At 43.3% G+C, this 19,155-nt stretch carries 21 protein-coding genes; 18 read left to right on the top strand and 3 right to left on the bottom strand.

Features of this window, described 5'->3' with window-relative positions; translation table 11 throughout:
- Positions 1-35 precede the first annotated feature (35 nt).
- Positions 36-1,052, bottom strand: a complete 1,017-nt coding sequence (locus M3193_RS03345) for a DUF1646 family protein (RefSeq protein ID WP_251624360.1) — start codon at positions 1,050-1,052, stop codon at positions 36-38.
- 133 nt (positions 1,053-1,185) lie between these two features.
- Entirely contained in the window at positions 1,186-2,679 is a 1,494-nt protein-coding gene (locus tag M3193_RS03340; RefSeq protein WP_251624359.1) for a peptide MFS transporter, read from the bottom strand.
- 273 nt (positions 2,680-2,952) lie between these two features.
- Here M3193_RS03340 and M3193_RS03335 point away from each other — a divergent pair, with 273 nt between their 5' ends.
- From M3193_RS03335 to M3193_RS03300, 8 genes are all read left to right on the top strand, one after another.
- The gene (locus tag M3193_RS03335; RefSeq protein ID WP_251624358.1) at positions 2,953-4,839 is read left to right on the top strand and encodes an ABC-F family ATP-binding cassette domain-containing protein; all 1,887 of its coding nucleotides are present in this window, start codon (positions 2,953-2,955) and stop codon (positions 4,837-4,839) included.
- A gap of 17 nt (positions 4,840-4,856) precedes the next feature.
- Positions 4,857-5,993, top strand: a complete 1,137-nt coding sequence (locus M3193_RS03330; RefSeq protein ID WP_251624357.1) for a conserved virulence factor C family protein — start codon at positions 4,857-4,859, stop codon at positions 5,991-5,993.
- A 108-nt stretch (positions 5,994-6,101) separates the two neighbouring features.
- Positions 6,102-6,539, top strand: coding sequence for a BrxA/BrxB family bacilliredoxin (locus M3193_RS03325; protein ID WP_251624356.1), 438 nt, complete (start codon positions 6,102-6,104; stop codon positions 6,537-6,539).
- The gene (locus M3193_RS03320) at positions 6,529-7,314 is read left to right on the top strand and encodes a class I SAM-dependent methyltransferase (RefSeq protein ID WP_251624355.1); all 786 of its coding nucleotides are present in this window, start codon (positions 6,529-6,531) and stop codon (positions 7,312-7,314) included. Before M3193_RS03325 ends, M3193_RS03320 begins: the two co-directional genes overlap by 11 nt.
- Before the next feature lie 311 nt (positions 7,315-7,625).
- Positions 7,626-8,228: a YpjP family protein gene (locus tag M3193_RS03315; RefSeq protein ID WP_251624354.1), complete on the top strand. Its 603-nt coding sequence runs from the start codon at positions 7,626-7,628 to the stop codon at positions 8,226-8,228.
- Positions 8,229-8,815: 587 nt separating this feature from the next.
- The gene (locus M3193_RS03310; protein ID WP_251624353.1) at positions 8,816-9,757 is read left to right on the top strand and encodes a thymidylate synthase; all 942 of its coding nucleotides are present in this window, start codon (positions 8,816-8,818) and stop codon (positions 9,755-9,757) included.
- A gap of 56 nt (positions 9,758-9,813) precedes the next feature.
- Complete coding sequence (locus M3193_RS03305) at positions 9,814-9,957, top strand: hypothetical protein (protein ID WP_251624352.1); 144 nt, start codon at positions 9,814-9,816, stop codon at positions 9,955-9,957.
- Positions 9,958-9,991: 34 nt separating this feature from the next.
- Positions 9,992-10,477 carry a dihydrofolate reductase gene (locus M3193_RS03300; RefSeq protein ID WP_251624351.1) on the top strand — a complete coding sequence of 162 codons (486 nt, stop codon included), beginning with the start codon at positions 9,992-9,994 and terminating at the stop codon, positions 10,475-10,477.
- Between the two features lie 14 nt (positions 10,478-10,491).
- On the opposite strand, the gene trhA is transcribed toward M3193_RS03300, so the two are convergent.
- Positions 10,492-11,127, bottom strand: a complete 636-nt coding sequence (gene trhA, locus M3193_RS03295; RefSeq protein ID WP_251624350.1) for a PAQR family membrane homeostasis protein TrhA — start codon at positions 11,125-11,127, stop codon at positions 10,492-10,494.
- A 71-nt stretch (positions 11,128-11,198) separates the two neighbouring features.
- On the opposite strand from trhA, the gene M3193_RS03290 reads away from it, so the two are divergent.
- The 10 genes from M3193_RS03290 to M3193_RS03245 all read left to right on the top strand — a co-directional run bounded on the left by M3193_RS03290 (position 11,199) and on the right by M3193_RS03245 (position 19,128).
- Positions 11,199-12,038, top strand: a complete 840-nt coding sequence (locus tag M3193_RS03290) for a DegV family protein (protein WP_251624349.1) — start codon at positions 11,199-11,201, stop codon at positions 12,036-12,038.
- Between the two features lie 46 nt (positions 12,039-12,084).
- Positions 12,085-12,897 (top strand): GDSL-type esterase/lipase family protein, encoded by an 813-nt coding sequence (locus M3193_RS03285; RefSeq protein WP_251624348.1) that lies wholly within the window; start codon positions 12,085-12,087, stop codon positions 12,895-12,897.
- A 12-nt stretch (positions 12,898-12,909) separates the two neighbouring features.
- A complete protein-coding gene (locus M3193_RS03280) occupies positions 12,910-13,485 on the top strand; it encodes a YpmS family protein (RefSeq protein ID WP_251624347.1) in 576 nt (191 codons plus the stop codon).
- Between the two features lie 138 nt (positions 13,486-13,623).
- Complete coding sequence (gene msrA, locus M3193_RS03275; protein WP_251624346.1) at positions 13,624-14,154, top strand: peptide-methionine (S)-S-oxide reductase MsrA; 531 nt, start codon at positions 13,624-13,626, stop codon at positions 14,152-14,154.
- Complete coding sequence (msrB, locus tag M3193_RS03270) at positions 14,151-14,576, top strand: peptide-methionine (R)-S-oxide reductase MsrB (protein WP_251624345.1); 426 nt, start codon at positions 14,151-14,153, stop codon at positions 14,574-14,576. Before msrA ends, msrB begins: the two co-directional genes overlap by 4 nt.
- Positions 14,577-14,589: 13 nt before the next feature.
- Positions 14,590-14,811, top strand: coding sequence for a YozE family protein (locus M3193_RS03265; protein ID WP_251624344.1), 222 nt, complete (start codon positions 14,590-14,592; stop codon positions 14,809-14,811).
- 80 nt (positions 14,812-14,891) lie between these two features.
- Positions 14,892-15,593, top strand: a complete 702-nt coding sequence (deoD, locus tag M3193_RS03260; RefSeq protein ID WP_251624343.1) for a purine-nucleoside phosphorylase — start codon at positions 14,892-14,894, stop codon at positions 15,591-15,593.
- An 86-nt stretch (positions 15,594-15,679) separates the two neighbouring features.
- A complete protein-coding gene (locus M3193_RS03255) occupies positions 15,680-17,176 on the top strand; it encodes a S41 family peptidase (protein WP_251624342.1) in 1,497 nt (498 codons plus the stop codon).
- A gap of 58 nt (positions 17,177-17,234) precedes the next feature.
- Positions 17,235-18,134 carry a CobW family GTP-binding protein gene (locus M3193_RS03250; RefSeq protein WP_251624341.1) on the top strand — a complete coding sequence of 300 codons (900 nt, stop codon included), beginning with the start codon at positions 17,235-17,237 and terminating at the stop codon, positions 18,132-18,134.
- 190 nt (positions 18,135-18,324) lie between these two features.
- Entirely contained in the window at positions 18,325-19,128 is an 804-nt protein-coding gene (locus tag M3193_RS03245) for a CAP domain-containing protein (RefSeq protein WP_251624340.1), read from the top strand.
- Positions 19,129-19,155 lie beyond the last annotated feature (27 nt).

Raw genomic sequence — 19,155 nt, 5'->3', positions numbered from 1 at the left:
GTCAGCCATTGGATTATCCAGTGACTGACCGTTTTTTATCCGAAGATAACAATGACAATAAAATAGATGACCATTGCAATCAAACCGATAGGCACTCCGAATCTTGCCCATTCAACACTTTTAATATTCAATTTTCCAGCAGCGATAATATTCGGGATATTTCCGGGGATTAGCATCCCGCCACTGATGAGTAGACCTAGTAGAATTGCCTTAATTGTAGGTTCGTCCATTTCACTGCTAATTTCTGCTGCTGCAAGCGTTGCGTTATCGAGTACAGCAGAAATCATATTAATCCAGTACAGGATATAGGGGTTCAAGTCCAGCAGGAATCTTTTTATGAACGGTTCAAAACCTGCTCCCAATAATGTCAACGCCATGACGAATAGATAAACTTTGAAGCCTCTGATCAGGATATCCAACAACGATTCTTTCCCCTGGTTCGCCTTCAAGCCCCCGGACCTTTTGACTGGGCGGATTAAAACAATTGCCAATAAGCCAAAAGCAATCAATCCAGGAATGACATCAGGGCCAATAAGTCTTAAAAGATAAAAGAAATTTTCATCCAACTTACTAATTGCGATCGTGGATAGCGGTTCGCCGATCGGAGTCAATACAGCCCCCATCCCAATCGAATAGCAGGCGAGTATGACAAAACGGACTTCCGATTTGCGGTCCAGTTCCAAAACACTAACAATCGCAACTAAAACAAGAGCTGCAATGATTGCCGTGATGATACTTGAAACGATTCCGAGGATTATGATGATCAGCGCTAAAAATAGTCTGAAAGGCAATATCCGGCTAACTCCTTTGATCATTTTTTCAAAAGGCTTCTGCAACCATTTGAAAATGAGGCCAGCCACTATGACGGCAATCGTAATATGTATTGGATCTTCCAGTGCTTTCAACACCAATTCCTTATTCAACACTCCGCTGACTACGACCGCTGCGATTCCCATGACGAAAAGGAACACTTCCAAATTGCGCTCGACGAACGGGATTGTAAAGGGTAGAAACAAAACCAAAGCCAAGATGAATGCCAGTCCCAAAATCATAATCAATCCCCTTTTCCGTAACAGAATTAACTTTCAATTCTATCATATCATTTTGATTTTCTGAGGAGAACAATCTATTGAAAATAAAAAAAGCAATGCCAGTGACGGCATTGCTACTTAAGATGTTATTTAATTAATGGACACCCTTCATAAACTTAGAAATAACTGGAGAGATGGCGAATAGAATTAGACTTAACACGATCGCCACACCGCCAATGATCCCAAAATACATCATTTCTGTTTCAGCGGAGTAAAACTTCACTAGCTGTGCATTCAATGCTTGTGCCGCTGCGTTCGATAGGAACCATAGGCTCATCGTCTGCGCGGAGAAGGCCGCCGGCGCAAGTTTTGTCGTTGCGGATAATCCAACCGGTGAAAGGCAAAGTTCGCCTAATACTGCAATGAAGATGCTTAGTACAAGCCAAAGTGGATTCACAAGCGTATCCGCTCCACCGAAATAGGCCGGCAACAGAATGACAATGAACGAAAGTCCTGCAAAGAGAATACCGAACGAGAATTTTTGTGGTATCGTCGGTTGGCGATTCCCCATTTTAATCCACAACCAGGCAAAGACCGGTGCTAGCACGATGATGAACAATGGATTAAACGATTGGAACCATGCAGGCGAAATATGGAAGCCGAAAACATCTAAGTTCGTTCGCTTGTCTGCATAGAGCGCCAAAATCGTTGAACCTTGTTCTGCAATCGACCAAAACATGACAGAAGCCAAAAATAATGGAATGTATGCAAGTATTCTTGATTTTTCATCCGAATTCGTCTTTTTGCTTCGATACATGACGATGAAATAACAGAAAGGAATTAAGAATCCAAGGATCCCTACAAGCCCGATGAAGGAGTCAAATGTGAGCCATCCTCTAGGAATGGAAATGACCATAAGGATGACTAAGACAACTACAGCCCCCAAAGTAGTCAACATGAAGCGTTTGCGTTCTTCAGGCTTCAATGGATTCGGGACTTGCGTACCGGCAAGACCCAAGTTTTTCTTTTTCGTCAACATGAACATGACAAGTCCGAAGAACATCCCGATTGCAGCGATGCTGAATCCAAGATGGAAGTTATATTTCAATCCGATCTCCCCTACAATCAAAGGAGAGAGGAATCCACCCATGTTAATTCCCATATAGAAGATACTGAAGCCGGAATCACGGCGATTATCGTTTATATCATACAAATCTCCGACAACGCTGGAAACGTTCGGTTTCAATAGACCTGTCCCAAGAACAATCAATCCCATTGAGATGAAGAGCGCTGTCGCTCCTCCTGGCATTGCAAGGACAATATGGCCAAACATGATCAGAATTCCGCCGTAGAACACGGCTTTTGACGTTCCGAACAGACGGTCTGCAAGCCATCCTCCGATTATGCCGGACATATAGACGAGTGCACCATATATGGACATGATGGAAAGTGCTGTAGTCTCACTAATGCCGAGTCCGCCTTTGGTAACTTCATAGTACATGTAGAAGAGGAGGATTGCCCTCATTCCATAATAGGAAAAACGTTCCCAAAATTCTGTGAAAAACAAAGTGAAAAGGCCTTTTGGATGCCCGAAGAACCCTTTTTGGGGAACACTTTCAACAATTTGCTTTTTCGTTATCTGTGACATTTGAAATGTTGCCTCCTTTAGTATTTCATTATTATATAGACAAATTAATTATATTGTCAAAATAAAAATGGACAATTTTAAATTTGTTTTTACCCTGACAATATAATGTTTTCTGATACCTCTATTATTTTTAAAATTAGATTTATATTGAAATATCTGTTGGAATATTTTTCTGTAGGACCTGTTTTGTGAAGAACGGTTCGTCTGCGTTCAAAAATGTTTGAATATGAGCTATCATGTAGATATGCAGTTAGTAGAAATGGATGTGTTGTTATGAGCCAATTGATTGTTGAAAACCTAACAAAAAGTGTTGGGGAAAAAACGTTGTTCCGTGATATTTCCTTCACGATCTTGAGTGGCGATAAAGTAGGCTTGATTGGGATAAATGGAACAGGGAAGTCTACGCTCCTCTCAATTATAGCGGGGTTAGAGGATGCGGACGCGATCACGAAAGAGCATCCGAATAAATATAGCATTTCTTATTTACCTCAATCACCTAAGCTCGACCCGGATAAAACAGTTATGGAAACAGTTTTTATGTCTGATGCGCCGATTATTAAATTGAATTTGGAATACGAGCATGCATTAGCGCAACTCGCCAACGATTCTTCTTCAGCCGAAAATCAGGAACATTTCTCACGGCTGCAAAATGAGATGGATGCAAGATCGGCGTGGGACTTGAATACAAAAGCGAGGATGGTCCTAACAAAATTAGGGATTGATTCATTCGATAAAAAGATGGGCGAGCTATCCGGAGGGCAACAGAAGCGTGTAGCATTAGCGAAAGTGATCATCGAACCGTCAGATCTTTTGCTTCTGGATGAGCCGACGAACCATTTAGATGTCGATTCGATCACTTGGCTCCAGGAATACTTGAAGGGTGAGCAAGGCGCTGTCATGTTCATTACCCACGACCGGTACTTCCTGGACGAAGTGGCCACGCATATTTATGAATTGGCCGACCGCAAACTCTACACCCATACGGGAAATTTTGCCGATTATTTGGAATCAAAGGCACTTCGGGAAGAAATGGCGGAAGCGACCGACTCAAAAATGCGCAATCGATACCGAACGGAATTGAAGTGGATCAGGCGCGGAGCCAAAGCCAGATCAACGAAACAGAAGGCGCGGATTGGACGCTTTGAAGAACTTCAGGAGAATTTGAAGAAAGAGGGACCTACGGTTGACATGGACGTGTCCTTGAAAACATCCCGTTTGGGCAAGAAAGTGATCGAAGCAGATGCGATCACAAAAGCTTACGGCGAGAAAAAAATCATCGATCGCTTCAGCTGTATTTTGCAATCGGGTGACCGTATTGCTATCGTCGGTCCGAACGGAGCTGGAAAATCGACACTTATGAAACTGTTCGCGAAAGATCTTCAGCCGGACAACGGTACCATTGAGATGGGATCAACCGTGAAGATTGCCCATTTTCATCAACATCTTCCGAAAATGGACGAAAACAAGAGGATCATCGAATATATAAGGGAAACTTCAAATGATATTGAAGACGGCAGCGGAGTGCGGATATCGGCGACTCAAATGCTGGAACGTTTCCTGTTCCCTTCTTCTTCCCATGGTACCCCGATCGGCAAGCTGTCCGGTGGTGAAAGGAAGCGGCTGTATTTGTTGAAACTGCTCATGGAGCAGCCGAATGTACTGCTACTCGATGAACCGACGAACGATCTCGATATCGAAACTCTCTCAGTGCTTGAATCATTTATTGATTCCTTTCCAGGTGTTGTGTTGACTATTTCGCATGATCGCTTTTTCCTTGATCGGACTTCAACAAAGCTCTGGGTGCTGGACGGCTCAGGTACGATCGAAACCCTTTATGGCGTTTACTCGGACTATTTGGAAATGGAGAATGCCAGAAAAAATGATTCCGTATCCATAAAACCATCCCAAGTTGAACATAAGCCGGAACAAGCTGCCCCTAAAAAACGGATGACCTATTCTGAGAAGAAGGAATGGGAATCCATCGAATCAAACATTGCCGATGTAGAAGCGAAGATTGCGTCGACAGAAGCACAAATGGTCGCATCGGGATCAGACTACGACCGTTTGAGTGAATTAACGAAACAGCTGGATGACTTGAATGCTGAATATGAGCGTTTATTCGAACGATGGGAATATTTACAGGAACTATCCCGATTCTAAGGAGAGGAGTTTACGATATGAATATTGTAACGATAGAACCGACACCAAGTCCGAATTCAATGAAGATCGTATTGGACGAAACACTGCCTATGGGTGTCAGCCATAACTATAAGAAAGAAGATGCCGATGGTGCACCTCACCCAGTATCGAAAATACTTGAAATCAAAGGGGTCAAAGGAATCTACCACGTCATGGATTTCATGGCGGTCGAACGAATAGGCAATATCGCTTGGGAAGACATCCTGTCGGAAGTGCAAGCTGTTTTCAATGATGAATCTGTGCTTGTTGATAAAGATTCTGAACAGACACCTGATGATCATTTCGGAGAAGTGTATGTCCACGTCCAAACGTATAAGGATATTCCCCTTCAAGTGAAAGTTTTCGATAGCGATTCCGAACTGAGATTGGGTCTAAGCCAACGTTTTCAGGATGCGATGGAAAAAGTCCATAGCACCGAGGTGGAAAACTATATCCTCCTTCGGAAATGGTCTGACTATGGCATCCGGTATGGTGAGATGCAGGAAATAGGTGAAACTGTAGTTCTGGAAGTTGAAGCCGCCTATCCTGATGACCGATTGCGTGAAATTATTCGTCAATCTGCACAGGGAAAAAGCAATGTGGAAGAACGGAAGCGAAAAGTAACGTTATCAGATTTCAACGTGCCAGAATGGGAAAAACGTTTCCAACTGATTGACCAGATGCCGGATCCGGATGTTTCGGATCTTCCATTACTTGATCGGGCATTGGAGGACGAAAAGATGTCGATTCGCCGTCTTGCAACGGTCTATCTCGGCATGATCGAGGACGAGTCTGTCATCCTATATGTAGAAAAGGCGTTGAAAGATAAGAGTTGGGCAGTCCGCAGAACGGCAGGCGATTGCATGAGTGATTTAGGGTTTGCCGGTTTTGAGGATGCTGCCATGGAAGCGTTGAAAGATAGGAACAAACTTGTCAGATGGCGTGCTGCCATGTTTCTATACGAATCCGGGACCGAAAAATCTTTACCTGCATTGCATGAGGCAGAAAACGATACGGAATTCGAAGTGAAGCTGCAAGTGAGGATGGCCATTGCAAGAATTACTGAAGGTGAAGAGGCTAAAGGATCCATCTGGAAGCAGATGACGGAAATCAACACACATAATAATATTATGTAAACTACTAGAGCTGTACACACGTACAGTAAATATTGAAAACATGAAATTGCTTTGTTTTCATTGTAGAATGATACCGAGAGTATTGACTTGTCGAAAGGGGAATGGACCATGAATGCGTACGATGAATATATGAAGAGTATTGTTAAACCAATGAGGGAAGAACTCGTTCAAACGGGCTTCACTGAGCTGACAACAGCCCAAGAGGTGGAAGATACAATGAAAACTCTAGAAGGCACTGCTTTGGTTGTCATCAATTCTGTATGCGGATGTGCAGCAGGACTAGCCCGTCCAGCGGTGAGAGAGGCGCTGCTTACGGCGGAAAATAAACCAGATCATCTATTTACAGTGTTTGCCGGCCAGGACAAAGAAGCGACAGAGACGATGAGAAGTTATTTCCCTGAAGTTCCGCCGAGTTCACCTTCCATCGCTGTATGGAAAGACGGAGCGCTTGCCTACTTCATTCCGAGGGAGCAGATCGAGAATTTTGAAATGGAACAGATAAAAGAGCATCTGAGCGGCGTTCTAGAACAAGTTTGTGCGAAGTAAAACAATCATCACGACGGCAGGAAGACCAGATCCGCTGACGTATGAATTAGCAGAGATTGCAAGTTCGAAGCTCGGTTTTCCGATTGTCGAAAGGAAGAAGCGGTCCGTTGAACGCATGAAGCGAGAATACGAAGCCGATGTCCTTGTTGCAGGTAAAGACCGTTATGAGCTTTTCCGGGAGGGAATGGAACAACCGCTCTTTTTCCATCCGAATTCAGCGGCTTTTCGTCTTAAGCGCATATTGAAAGGTGAAATGGATCCACTTATAGAGGCTGGAGACTTGTCGGAAGGGGATACATTCCTTGACTGTACGCTAGGATTGGCATCAGATAGTATTGTTGCTTCCTATATAATAGGGGAAGAAGGGAAATGCGTAGGATTGGAAGCGGATCCGACTGTTGCTTTTGTAGTTAAAACAGGGCTTCGAAGATTTCCTGCCAATTTCGAGGCGTTGGAGATGGCCATGCAGAAGATTGAAGTCATTCATTCTGAAGCGATTGCGTTCTTAGCAAATCAGCCCGATCGATCGTGGGATGTTGTGTACATCGACCCGATGTTTCAGGCTCCGATCGTAGAATCATCGAATTTCAAGCCTCTTCGGCAAGCAGGTGTACATACTTCCTTGACTGAAAAGTGGATGCAGGAAGCTTTCCGAGTATGCAACCGACGCGTTGTCGTGAAAGACAGGTTCGACTCAAACGTATTCAGCCAATTCAACATGCATCGTAAAATTAGGCCGAACACAAAGTTCCATTTCGGTTACTTATCCAGATGAAAAAAGCCGTCCATTCCGTTTTTTTAGGATGGACGGCTTTTTGTATCAATTTGTAAAGTTCAATGAGCTTAAATAAAGGACGAGTACGAGCATTCCGATTCCCATAAGTAATTCTACGTTCATTTATAAAAACCTCCTTCATAAAACCTCACAATTATCTTCATTTTTATTGTACAATGAATTTAAGAAATATGAAACCTTTTCAAGTCTATTTCGTAATATGAGTAAGCCATTGATATATTGAAGAGTTGTAGTACTAGCAATTAAGTAATGGGAAATTTCGAAATACATAATAAAAAGCAGGTGGCCTGATGAAAAAATATTCACAAAAACTTATCATTGCACTCGTCGCGGTCCTGACGCTTGGTGTTATACCTCCTACCCATGAGATTTGGACGAACCTGCAACCGAAAGACGACGCAAGGCAAACGGGCATTCCGACTAGCGCCAAACATGACTTACAGTTAGGTCTTGAGGATTCTATTTTTGAGAGAGATTCATTTGGACATACACTTTCAATTGAAGAAGCTCTATTGCAACCTGCCAAGGAATTGGCATATTTGAAATTCGGTTCGAGAATCGGTCCCGTCATTCAAAAAGAATTTGATAGCAATATTTACCCGAAGATTGAAGAGGTTATTCAACAGACGGTCGCCTCTACCGGAGGACTGGAGAATAGCATGCTTTCCATTACTGAGACTCCTTCCGGGGATTACGCAGAGAAAATATTTCACGTTTCTGACACTGTGAGTGACAAAGACTTGATCCGTTTTCATGTTAGGACAGAGAAAAGGCCGCTGGACGGCTATTTCTATAACTTCCATTACCATACTGCAGAAGACAATTTTACTGTACATCATTCTCTTGGAGATATTTATTGGTCCAAGAACACGCCGCCGAAATGGTTGTCATAAGATATTTGAAAAGGGGATTTCCGGAAAGTCGATGAAAACTGACTTTTGGGACAGCCTCTTTTCTTTTTGAGAAAATTTGGGCATTCTTAGGAAACGGTGCTCTGCTTTCAGGGGGCATTGCTTCATGTCTCTGAGAAGCGCTTTACAATAGAATTTTTCATATATTATCACTTAGTTGCTTGAAGTGAAAGGCGCCGAAGTGCAAAGATGTGCTCTCAACGCTTCGCTTTTCCTGGGGATTTGCGGGACGGGTGAGTCCCCGCAGGGAGCGAAGCGAACGAGGAGGCTCAGCACCCGCCCCCCACCCGGAAAGCGTGCGACTAGAACGGAGAGCAACAGTATATTGACAGAACTCTGCGCCTTTAATTCATTTAAGCAGAAAAGAAACTAGTAAAGCACTTGACAGGTAAGAAAGCGTCTGAAAGATTGACGTGCAGATCATATTACCTTAAAAATTGATTTAAAACCTGTCAAAAAAGTCCTTGATGTAATAGGAGTTAGTATTATCCATTGCAGGAAGGACGTTTTTTTATGTTCAAACCACTATTTTTGCTATACTTCATAGTAAGAACAAGGAGGATTAGACAATGAAACAATATTTGGATTTATGCTCCCATATCCTTGAAACAGGGACTGTGAAAGAGGATCGAACGGGAACTGGAACAATTAGCGTTTTTGGCTATCAAATGAGATACGATCTCCAAGAGGGATTCCCGTTGATGACGACGAAAAAAACAGCATTCCGCCTGATTGCTTCAGAATTACTATGGTTTCTAAAAGGCGACACATCTTTACGGACGTTGATCAACGACCGGAATCCGATCTGGGATGAGTGGGGTTTTGAACGATGGGTGAAAAGCGCGGAGTATAATGGACCGGATATGACTGATTTCGGAAGGCGCAGTCTTCATGATGAGGAGTTCGCAAATACATATAAAGAGGAAATGGCCGCTTATAAAAAACGGATTCTTGAAGACGATGAATTTGCGGCGAAATATGGAGACCTAGGACCGATATACGGAAAGCAGTGGAGGTCGTGGAATGCGGGAGAAGGAGTTATCGATCAGATTGAACAGTTGATTGAGGGGATAAAACGAAACCCTGATTCCCGCAGACATCTTGTCACTGCCTGGAATCCATCTGAAGTGAATGAAATGGCTTTGCCGCCTTGCCATGCATTATTTCAGTTTTACGTTGCAAACGGCAAACTTTCTTGCCAGCTCTATCAAAGAAGCGGTGATGTCTTCCTTGGTGTGCCATTCAACATTGCATCATACGCATTGCTTGTCCATCTGATTGCACATGAATGTAATTTGGAAGTCGGTGAATTCATCCATACGCTAGGGGATGCACATATTTATCTGAACCATATGGAACAAGTTAAGGAACAATTATCAAGGACACCGAAAAAACTGCCTACATTGAAATTGAATACGGACGGTAAATCCATTTTTGAATTGACCATTGATGATATTGCGGTTGAAGGCTATGATCCATATCCGAGAATAAAGGCTCCAATTGCAGTGTGAAACAAAATAGTAGGGAGTCTGGTGTCTACATTAGAAGCACAAATGAATTGGTCAATATGACTAAAGTTGATTGGAGTGGAAGGCGGCGACTCCAGCGGGAAAAGCATGAGCTGAAAGCCCCGCAGGAGCAAAGCGACGAGGAGATTGAAGCCATGCCCGCGGAAAGCGTCCGCCTGAAACGGAAAGCTACTGTCGTGTAAACTATATAGATGTAAAAGAATAGAGGATGATACTATGATTTCTTTACTTGTAGCTTATGATCTTAACCGGGTGATCGGCATTGATAATAAAATGCCGTGGCATATCCCGGAAGAGTTGAAGTACTTTAAAAAAGTAACGATGGGCAAGGCCATGGTTATGGGAAGAAAAACGTTTGAATCAATCGGTAGGCCGTTGCCAGGGCGATTGAATATTATCGTCACCCACAACAAAGATTTTGAAGCTGAGGGAGCAGAAGTGTTCCATGATCTCCACAAAGCTATTGAACGAGGGAAATCGTACTCCGATGAAGTTGTAATTATCGGTGGTGCCGAAATCTTTAACTTAACGATGGATATTGCTGATCGTTTATACATAACGGTCATCCGGAAAGAGTTTGAAGGGGATACGTTTTTCCCTGAAATTGACGGCAGTTGGAAGGTGGTCTCACAATCGGCTGACCAATTTACTGAAGATGGGATACCGTATTCGTATTTGATATATGATAAGACACAGAAATAAATAAAAAAGCGTCCTCATACATAAAGAAGGACGCTGAAAAACATCGAAGCGCTGCCGGCGATGACAAAGATATGCCAGATTGCGTGATTGAAAGGGATCTTCCTCCATGCATAGAAAATCGAACCGAATGTGTAGAGGAATCCGCCGATCACTAATAATACGAAGCCTTCAATCGGCAAATTGATGTATAAAGGTTTAATGGCTGAAACGATCAACCAGCCCATCACAATATAGAATACGAGAGAAACGGCTTCGTATTTATGGATGAAAAATACTTTGAAAAGTATTCCAGCAATGGCAAGTCCCCAGATGACTCCCAAAAGTGACCATCCGAGGGCTCCTTTGATGGTGACCAGTAGAAATGGCGTGTATGTGCCTGCGATTAGGATATAAATCGCGGAATGATCAAAGATGGAAAACAATTGTTTCAGGTTTACAGGCATACTGTGTAGGAGTGTGCTCATTAGGAACAAGAGCACCATTGACACTCCGAAAATGGTGAAACTGACTACCGCGGTTTCACTGCCATGTTTAATTCCTGCAATTATGAGCAATACAAGGGCTGGAATGCTCAATGCCAATCCAATGCCGTGAGTGATTGCATTCCAAAGTTCCTCTCTTGGGTTTTTATAATCAAAAGCTTCGGACATCATAAAACCTCCTTGCAGTAACAATCCTAACATACCATGACTGCGCCAATACAATAAAGGAAGTGCTAAACTTGAAGAAAATTCATATTGTCACGGACTCCACAGCGGATTTAATAGAAAATTATACTGACCAATATGATATACACGTTGTACCGCTAACAATTCATATTGATGGAAAAACGTATATCGATGGAATCGATTTACAGCCAGAGTCTTTCATTGAAAAAATGAAAGAGACCAAAGATCTTCCAAAGAGTTCACAGCCTGCTGCCGGCGTTTTCAAACAACTGTATGACCGCCTTGGCGAAGATGGAAGTGAAATCATATCCATCCATATGACTGGCGGGATGAGTGGAACTGTGAAATCTGCAGAAGCTGCTGCTGAAATGACCGATTCGAAGGTGACTGTCATTGATTCTATGTTTATTTCACATGCTTTGACGTTTCAAGTCGTGGAAGCTGCCAAAATGGCCAGTGAAGGAAAAAGTGTGGAAGAGATTGTGAAAAGATTGGTGGATGTTCGTAAAAACACTACTCTATTCGTTGTTGTCGATATGCTGGATAACCTCGTGAAAGGCGGACGCATCGGAAAAGGAAAAGCGCTCATCGGTTCTCTATTAAACATCAAGCCGATTGCAACTTTGCAAGACGGCGTCTACACGCCAGTTGGCAAAGCACGCAGCCATAAGCAGGTCGTCTCACAACTTTTCAAATCCTTCAAAGAAGAGACGGCAGGCAAAATCATCCGTTCAATCGGCATCTCTCATGCGAATGGAATGGCAATGGCTGAACCGCTTATGCAGCTAATGGAAGAATCAGGCTGGAAAGACGTCAAATTCTCCTTCACTTCCCCGATTATCAGTACACATACGGGTGAAGGAGCTATCGGATTCATGTATTATACCGACTGATCACTTGGCAGGCGGTTCAAATTCTAATAAAAGGGGAACTGTGTTTATGAGAAGAATTTTCTTATTGATCGTCTTCTCATTCGTTTTAACAGGATGCCAGGAAAATGCCATATATGAGACAACTTCATTTTCCGAAAGGGAAGGCTTGGCACTATCGGACTATCGAATCCCAGACTACTTCATTCCGGAACCTGTCACGGTCATCGGCCTTGGGGATTCACTTACCCAAGGGGTGGGGGACGAGCTGAAGAGAAGCGGATATTTCGGTCGTGTTGCACTTGCAATGAATGATTGGAAAGGTGTTGAAGAGATCAATTCGATAAACCTGGCCAAAAGAGGCAGGCGCAGCGACCAATTGATCAACCAACTGGAAAAAGAAGACATCCAGGCACAAATTAAAAAGGCGGACGTCATCTATATGACAATCGGCGGGAATGACATGATGAAAGTCGTTAAGGCGAATCTTTTCAATTTGACCGCAAAGCCATTTTATGCCGAATTGGGTAAGTTTGAAAATCGACTCGATGAAATATTTAAGATGATACGCGGATTGAACGGGGATGCAGTCATCGTCGTTGCGGGCTTATACAATCCGCTATCCATTGTCACCGATGAAGCGAATGAATTTGAAACAGTCATCGATGATTGGAATGAAGCAATTGAAATTCAGGCGATCATGGACGGCAAAGCCTGTTTCGTACCTGTCGTCGACTTATTTGTAAGCAATGAAAACATGGTATACCACTCCGATTTTTTTCATCCAAATGCGAAAGGTTATGAATCGATGGCAAATCGCTTTATCGAAAAGATCGATCAATGCGGTTTGACGGAATTGTCGGATGGAAAATTGGATATGTAGAGGTGACCGTTGGTGAATTATTGGAAAGTAGCATTTTTCGTGCTAGCCGGCATAATTGTGTCCGGTATTATTGCATTAGTGATTTTACTTGAGGGACCAGGTGATTCGGATCCGCTTCCACCGTTGAATCAATATTCCCCAAAGGGCAGTGTATTGAGCGTCAAGGCGACCCGTAATGACTTGGAGGCACTCGCGAATAATTATATCCGAAAAGCGATGAAGGGTGAAAAGCTTCCTGTAACAATGGAAGTGCAGGATGATGTCATGCTTCTTTCCGAATTGACAGCATTCGGTATGACATTTCCTCTTATGATGCATTTTGATCCGGTTGTTCTACAGGACGGGAACTTAATGTTGAAACAAACCTCAATGGAAATCGGAGAATTGAATCTTCCTCCTTCGACCGTTTTAAGCGTATTGCGCGATTCGGTCAAACTGCCGCCCTGGATGATTGTCAGACCGAAAGAAGAAGAGATATTCATCCACTTATCGGAGCTTGAAATCGCAGGTAATTTACAAGTGAGGGCTAAATCGGTTGATCTTGTGAATGATAATATTGAACTCGAAGTGACGATTCCAAATGACTGAGGTCCAGCTTCGGGCGCCAGAAACTCGGGGTCATAAGTCGAATATGCTGCGTGGCAAAGAGCGCCACTTCGCATCTTCGTCTTATGCCCGTCGTTTCTAGTCGGGCGCCCTGCGCATTCTAAATGAGGAGGGGTAAACTTGGCAATTCAAAAAGCGACATTTGCCGGCGGGTGTTTCTGGTGCATGGTAAAGCCATTCGATCGGTATGACGGTGTCTTATCTGTCATTTCCGGATATACGGGAGGGGATGTTGAAAATCCGTCATATGAACTGGTCTGTACAAATACGACTGGGCATCGGGAGGCTGTTCAAATTACCTTTAACGATTCCATCATTTCCTATGAGGAGCTACTCTCTATCTTCTGGCGGCAAATTGATCCGACGGATGCAGGGGGACAATTTTTCGATCGAGGTGAATCGTACCAAACAGCAATTTTCACCCACTCATCTGAACAAGAAGAACTAGCCATGAAATCGAAACAGAAGCTTGCCTCTTCCGGCAAGTTTACTAAGCCGATCAAAACCGACATCTTGAAAGCCAAACCATTCTATCCTGCCGAAGAAGGACATCAGAACTATTATGCGAAAAACCCTTCCCATTACGAACGCTATTCGATCGGATCGGGACGGGAGCGATTCAAAACTGAACATTGGGGTGATCAATCATGAGTGAAGATCTTAAAAGGAAACTGACCGACATGCAATACTACGTGACACAGGAAAACGGAACAGAACCGCCGTTCAATAATGAATTTGATAATCATTACGAAGATGGAATCTATGTAGATATCGTCTCGGGAGAACCGCTGTTCAGCTCCAAAGATAAATATGATGCAGGATGCGGTTGGCCGAGCTTCACGAAACCTATTGAGGACGAGGAAGTGACAGAGCACTTCGATGCAACCCATGGAATGCGGAGGACTGAAGTGCGGAGCCGAACAGCGGACTCCCATTTAGGACATGTTTTCCCTGATGGTCCAGGGCCTGCTGGTCTACGCTATTGCATCAATTCTGCAGCTCTGCGATTTATCCCAGCAGATAAGCTCAAAGAAGAAGGTTACGAAAAGTACTCTCATTTATTTACTGATTGACAGGAGGGATAAGATGGACCGTTCGTTTTATCAATTTGTCTTATCTTTCCGGGGAGGAAAGAAAGGCGACGAAAAATCCGTTTTTGCAGAAGCTGTTTTCAATGACCATAGTTTCCCTAAAGATGAAAAAGGCTTTGATCCGCTTTCCCGTTACTTGGAGGAACAAGCGGATCCCGAAATGCCAAGCATCATTTTCGATGAATTGTATACATTGTATAAAGAGCGGTTCCAATAGGACGGGAGCATCATCTTCATTGCATAAAATGATGATTAACTGTATGATTAGAAAAGAAATTTGAAAGTGAGGCGTGTACATTGAGCATACATATTAATGCGAAAAAAGGCGATATTGCGGATACGATTCTCCTTCCAGGAGACCCATTGCGTGCAAAATATATCGCAGAAACATTCTTGGAAGATGTAACACAGTATAATGAAGTGAGGAATATGTTCGGATACACAGGAACATATAAAGGGAAGCGCATATCTGTTCAAGGAACAGGAATGGGTGTGCCATCCATTTCTATTTATGTCAATGAATTGATGCAAGAATTTGATGTGCAGAAACTGATCCGCGTGGGAACTTGCGGTGCTATTCAAAAAGACGTGCACGTTCGCGACGTCATATTAGCGCAAAGTGCGACAACGAATTCACCGATCAACCGCACGTTTTTCAACGGCGTCGACTATGCACCGACAGCAGATTTCGATTTATTGCTGAAGGCTTATAACGCTGGTTTGGAAAAGGGTCTAGAGTTGAAAGTGGGTAACATTTATACGGAAGATTTCTTCTACAATGAACACGCTGAACATGAAAAACTTGCACAATACGGCGTGTTAGCAGTTGAAATGGAAGCGGCCGCTCTCTATACGTTGGCTGCAAAATTCGGAAGACAAGCTTTAGCGGTATTGACAGTAAGCGACCATATCCTAACTGGGGAAGTCACAACTGCCGAAGAACGCCAGACGACATTCAATGACATGATCGTTGTTGCGCTTGAAGCTGCTATTCAATAATAATGCAACGGAGGACCGCTCGCTGCATCAACGGCGGTCTTTTTTTTGAATGAACCGTTATAACGGGAAAGAAAGTGGGGAATGGGATGGACGAAAAAGAGAAAAATGGCGGCCCTGAAGTTGAAACGAACTATGAACCGCCCGCAAAACGATATATACGAATGAAACCGTTCTCGTTAGTCATGCTCATATTCGGCCTCGTTCTTGCAACAGCCGCGGTGACTTTTTTTGCGTTGACGACCGGTGAAGATAAGGTCGTTGAAGTAGTCAGCCCTCAAAACCCGGCGGAGCGTAAGGAATTCAAGAAGCTGTATGAAGCTTATGATGAAATGAAAAAGAACTATTATAATGAAATTGACGAAACGGCAGTTATCGATGGGGCAATTAATGGGATGATCGAAGCACTTGGCGATCCTTTTTCGGACTACTTAAATGAAAAAGAGGCCCGTCAATTAACCGAGAGTATTTCTTCAAGTTTTGAAGGAATCGGCGCGGAGATACAGGAATTGAACGGGTATATTAATATCGTTTCACCGATAAAGAATTCGCCCGCGGAACGTGCAGGTCTTTTGCCGAATGACATGATCATCGCGGTAGACGGCAAAAGCATCCAGGGCATGTCCTCATCGGAAGCAGTCCTTCTTATTAGAGGGAAAAAGGGGACAACGGTCACACTTTCTGTCCGACGAGGCGAAATTGGAGAACCGTTTGACGTAAAAATTGAGAGAGACGTCATTCCGATTGAAACTGTCTACGCGGAAATGCTTGATGACAACATAGCTCATATTCATATAACAAGCTTTTCGGAACATACGTATGATGAATTATTGGCGGCCTTGGATGAAATGGAAAAAAAGGGAATGGCAGGCCTGATCGTGGATGTGCGTCAAAATCCAGGCGGCATGCTGAACACGGCAATCGATATATCTGATTTGTTCGTTGAAAAGGATAAAAACCTTTTCCAATATGAAGGAAAAGGAACGAATCCTGAAGTATATGTTGCATCTGATGGAAAGAAAGTTCAGGTCCCAGTCACATTAATTATTGATGACGGCAGTGCCTCTGCGTCTGAAATACTAGCAGGCGCTTTAAAAGAATCTGCAAATGTACCTCTCATCGGCATTAAGACATATGGGAAAGGAACTGTCCAGACACCAAAAGATTTGCCTGACGGTTCCAACTTGAAATTGACAACAGCCAAATGGTTAACACCGAATGGCAACTGGATACATGAAAAAGGTATCGAGCCTGACATCGAAGTCCCGTACCCATCTTACGCCACGCTCCCATTCCTTGATCCGTCAATGGAAATGAAAGAGGGAATGGTATCACCTGCTATCAAGACAGCTGAGGAAATGCTGAGCGCTGTCGGATATGATCCGGGAGAGATCGATGGTCTGTTCGACCAAACGACGCAGATAGCTGTCACAGAACTCCAAAAAGCATTGTCCTTAAAAGCGGATGGCATTTTAGTTGGCGATACGACATATGGTTTGATGAATGAACTGAGAAATAAAATCCGTGAAGAAGATCCGCAATTGCTAAAAGCAAAAGAGGTCTTAATGGAACAGATCAAAAAATGATTGAAAAGCGTCCACTCCTAACGGTTGGGCGCTTTTCATATATAAAAGAGGGTTACAGATGATTGACGTATATTTGTTAAGCGGTTTTTTAGGCAGCGGTAAAACATCATTATTACTGAATTTGATTTCCCAACTAAAAGAACAAGGAAAAAAACCGGCAATTTTCATGAACGAATTCGGATCTATTTCAATCGACTCCGATACAGTTGGAAAGGAAAAAGACATACCATTGAAAGAACTTTTAAATGGATGCATTTGTTGTACCGGCTCTGAAAAGACAGAGGCACAGCTACAAGGACTATTGGAAGAGAATGATGACATTGATGTCATACTGATTGAGACGACTGGTGCAGCTCATCCTGTTGAAGCGTTGGACGCTGTTTTTTCGCCTATTTTCGCAGAAAGGCTGCATTTCAAAGGAATTGTAACTGTGGCAGACGCAAAACGATGGCTGGAAAGGGATAAGATGTCGCCTCAGATCCGATCATTATTCATGGAACAGATTCGCCATGCACATGTTCTCTTAGCTAATAAAACTGATTTATTGTCAGAAGCGGAATTAGCAACCGTTTCAATGGAACTTTCCAACTTCAATAATACGGCGCCCGTTATCCAGACAACGAATGCAGAAATCTCTTTCTCCTTCATCGAAGAAATGCTCAGCAATGCTCCAAAACCGACAAAGGATTCCATCGTTTCCGGTCGGAACCTGACATTGGCATCCAAGCTGATAACGTTCGACCAGCCGGTTGATAAAGAGGAGTTCGAAGCATGGGTCAAATCTCTGCCAGACACAGTGTACCGGATGAAAGGCTACGTACCGGTTAAAGGAATAACCAACCCTTATCTCTTCCAATATGCATACGGAATGGTCAACTGGCTTCCGGAATATGTAAAAATGGATCCGAAACTTGTAATCATTGGGGAAGGAATCAATGAAATAGAGTATAGGGAATAGTGGAGATGGCGTGACTGTCAACCCTCTATTCAATGAAATAATAGTAGAATCAGCCAAAACCATCCAATTCAATTGTGATGGAATCGCCTTTGTCATCGTGTTAAGAAATTAATTGGACTTTTTGGGAATTCATTCCGATTCTCCACTTCTCCCATGCGTTATGATAGTTTGCGAAGGGAGGAGTTAAGAGATGAAAAAATCGATGGCAGTCATCTTGCTCGGTTCGGCGCTCTTATTGTCGAACAACAACAGTGCTGAAGCTTCTTACAGCAATAACGACTTGAAAGTGCAAAACGTTCAGTACTATGTATATGGTGGGAACTATTCTGCGTACAATTCCGAAGAGGTTTCCCAATACGTAAATACGTACATGAAAGAACTTGAAAAGTATTTTGGTAAACACATAGAGGTTCCCCTACAACAATCTGAAGTTCCGGTTATGAAGCCGGTCGAAGGTAAACCTAATGAGCAGGCTGAAGCGGCGGAGCAGCCAAAACCTGTAGAACAACCTAAACCAGTGGAGCAAGCAAAACCGATGGAACAGCCAAAACCAGTAGAACAAGCTAAACCAGCTGTTCAGGAAAAACCAGCAGAGAAAACAATTCAAAATGAAAATATCTCAGCTATTGAACAAGCAGTGCTTAATTTGACGAATGCCGAGAGACAAAAGGCCGGATTGCAGCCATTGCAAATCGACAAGAATTTGATGAACTCTGCACGTCAAAAATCAACAGACATGGCGACTAAAAATTACTTCTCCCATACGAGCCCGACATACGGCTCTCCTTTTGACCAAATGAAAGCGAACGGCGTTACATACCGTTCTGCTGCTGAAAACATCGCAATGGGTCAGCGTTCTGCTGAAGAAGTTGTGAAAGCTTGGATGGAGTCCCCGGGTCACAGACAAAACATCTTGACACCGAACTTCACTCATATCGGCATTGGTTACGATGCAAACGGTAACTATTGGACACAACAGTTCATCCAAAAATAAACACAATTAAAGAGTCATCCTTTGTGC

The sequence above is a fragment of the Sporosarcina luteola genome (assembly GCF_023715585.1).
GTDB classification, from domain to species: Bacteria; Bacillota; Bacilli; order Bacillales_A; family Planococcaceae; genus Sporosarcina; species Sporosarcina luteola_D.
This window is presented reverse-complemented; position numbering and strand designations above follow the sequence as displayed.